Below are 2,539 nucleotides of genomic sequence, written 5' to 3'. Positions count from 1 at the left end.
ATGTCCAGGCAAAGTCCCTCACATTTTCAGCATGGAATTCCCAAGTCTTTTTGTCTTTGGCTTTGGCTTTTTCCAATTTTTCAGCTTCTGCTTGGGTACGGATTACAACAGGAGTATCAAATGTTTTCTGAGCTGTTTTCCAACGGTCGAGTTCTGTTGCGCTGAGGACTTTGTCCGCATTTTGCAAAACTCCGGTGGCTCCTACCATGTGGTCAGCAGGAACGGTGATCTTCACTTTGTAATCTCCAAAAGTCAAAGCAAATTCACCCCTTCCGACGAATTGCTTGTGCTGCCATCCTTGAAAATCTGAGTAAACAGCCATTCTTGGAAACCATTCCGCCATCGTGTAGAGGTAATTTCCGTCTTTTTCAAAATACTCATATCCCGGACGTCCGCCGATGAAGCTCATCCTGTCATGGATGTTGAAGGTCCAGTCCATTGTAAATTCAGTCTTCTGACCAGGCATCAGCGGCTGAGGCAAGTCCACACGCATCATGGTCTTTACAATAGTGATCGGAATGTCTTTTCCCGAAAGGTCTTTCAAAGAAAGGATCTTATATCCAAGATCGAGGTCATGCCAAAGGATGCTCTCCAACTGACGGAGGTTCATTCTTTGATTGATGCTGCTCTCTGCAATTTTTGGGGTGTTGGAATCTTTTGCCCTTTCGTTTTGGTCGAGTTGGATCCAAAGGTATTTGAGCGGATCAGGGGAATTGTTATAATAGGTGACTTTCTGCCATCCTTTGATGGATTGGTTTTCGTCATTCAGTTCAACTTGGATCTCATGATCGGCTTTTTGCTGCCAATATTGGTGTCCGGGAGCACCTGATGCTGTGCGGTACACATTTGGGCTGCGGAGCATGGGACCGAGTTGCTCAAAACGCTCTGCATGGTTTTGCTCAGACCATTGGGCCAAAGCAGGCAGAGAGACCATGAGACTAAAAGCAATGAATGCTGCTGTTAGGATTCTTTTCATATTTATGGTAATTATTCTATAGCGGGTGGAACTTGTAATAGATAGGCTTTTACTATCCAAAACTCAATTAATACTTTTTTTGTGAATGCTCAATTTAAATTTTTACCAAAGGCAAATTTTATTTTGGTTACCAAAACTTGGTATCGATCATCATCATAACTGCCATCCCTAGAATCACAGAAGAAACGACCAAAGCCCAATCTTTTCTATTGACTCCAACTATCCCTACAAGGAGGCCAGAAATGATTACGGAAATCGCAACGATGACCAACTGTCCCACTTCCAATCCGATATTAAAGGCTAACAGTGGCTGAAATATCGAAGCTTCCTTTCCGAGTAGTGACCTGAGGTAATTGGAAAATCCAAGGCCATGGATCAATCCAAAGAATAGCGCAAAGACATAATTGATCTGAATACCTCGGCCTGAACTCGGTTTTGGGCTGAAAATATTGCTTACCGCAGTCACAGCAATGGTGACTGGAATCAGAAATTCTATCCAATCCGAATTGACGTTTACCAATTTTAAAGTAGCCAAAGCCAAGGTGATGGAATGGCCGACGGTAAATGCCGTAACCAAAATCAGAATTTTTTTCCAATCCCTTGTGACATAGATCGCACATAGCGCCACCACGAACAGGATATGGTCAAATCCTTTTAAGTCTAATATATGTTGAAGTCCTAATTGAAAATACAGCTGAAACTGTCCCATTTGCGTTTTTTGATTATTGTGCCCAAAAGGCGCACAAGACTATTTGATTTCTGTCTAATTTGCAAAGAAAACAAAATATGGTGACCCAAATGCAATTCAATTACATATTCATATTCATTTTGGGATGGAAGGTTTTATTCCATCCTTTCTACATCAGCCTGACCGAAATCCGATACAACCAAACCAACCAAAGCCTTGAGATCGCCCAAAAGATTTTTTGGGATGACCTTGAAGTCGCTTTGGGGGAAAAATATAAAACCAAAGTGGATTTCCTGAATCCCAAGAATAAAGCTGATCTGGAGAAAATGTTACAAGCGTACCTTTTGGAGAAAAACGAAATCAAGGTCAACGGCCAAAAGGCAAAACTTTCTTATTTGGGCTATGAAATCGAGGAAGATGCTGCTTGGTTTTACTTGGAAGCGACGGGAATACCCGCTCCAAAAAAAGTCGAGATCAAAAACGACATCCTCATCTCCAATTTTGAAGGTCAGCAAAACATCATCAATTTCTATTTGGACAAAAAGCCAAAAAGCCTGATTCTGTATAAAGACAATGAATGGGGGGAGTTGGTTTTTTAATTTTTTAGGGAGTATTTATTTTATTAAAATCTATGAATCAGAATTTGGTAATTCTACTGACAAAATAATTTTGACAGGATTTTGACAACATCAATGGATTTAAACCGAAATCTTAATATCACAAGTCAATTTTCTAAAAATATAATAATACCCTTACCTTTGAATAGCAAATACTAATTTGACTTTAAAAAATCATGTCCCGAATCGCTGTTTTCTTAATTCTAGTACTTTTTTATTTTCTTAGTTAGCTCACTACTTTTAATACTGCCTTTGATA

The 2,539-nt window shown here is 39.9% G+C and carries 3 protein-coding genes; 1 reads left to right on the top strand and 2 read right to left on the bottom strand.

Translation table 11 applies throughout. The features are described 5' to 3' along the window. Both ACZFYI_RS18935 and ACZFYI_RS18930 read right to left on the bottom strand, forming a co-directional pair. The coding region (locus ACZFYI_RS18935; RefSeq protein WP_462525680.1) for a gluzincin family metallopeptidase at positions 1 to 976 on the bottom strand (976 nt) is incomplete at its 3' end. Between the two features lie 127 nt (positions 977 to 1,103). Continuing rightward, positions 1,104 to 1,685, bottom strand: coding sequence for a HupE/UreJ family protein (locus tag ACZFYI_RS18930; protein ID WP_462525679.1), 582 nt, complete (start codon positions 1,683 to 1,685; stop codon positions 1,104 to 1,106). Positions 1,686 to 1,774: 89 nt separating this feature from the next. Between ACZFYI_RS18930 and ACZFYI_RS18925 the strand changes: the two genes are divergently transcribed. Further along, positions 1,775 to 2,263: a DUF6702 family protein gene (locus ACZFYI_RS18925; RefSeq protein WP_462525681.1), complete on the top strand. Its 489-nt coding sequence runs from the start codon at positions 1,775 to 1,777 to the stop codon at positions 2,261 to 2,263. The last annotated feature ends 276 nt before the right edge of the window (positions 2,264 to 2,539 follow it).

It is taken from the genome of Aquiflexum sp., from assembly GCF_977115555.1.
This window is presented reverse-complemented; position numbering and strand designations above follow the sequence as displayed.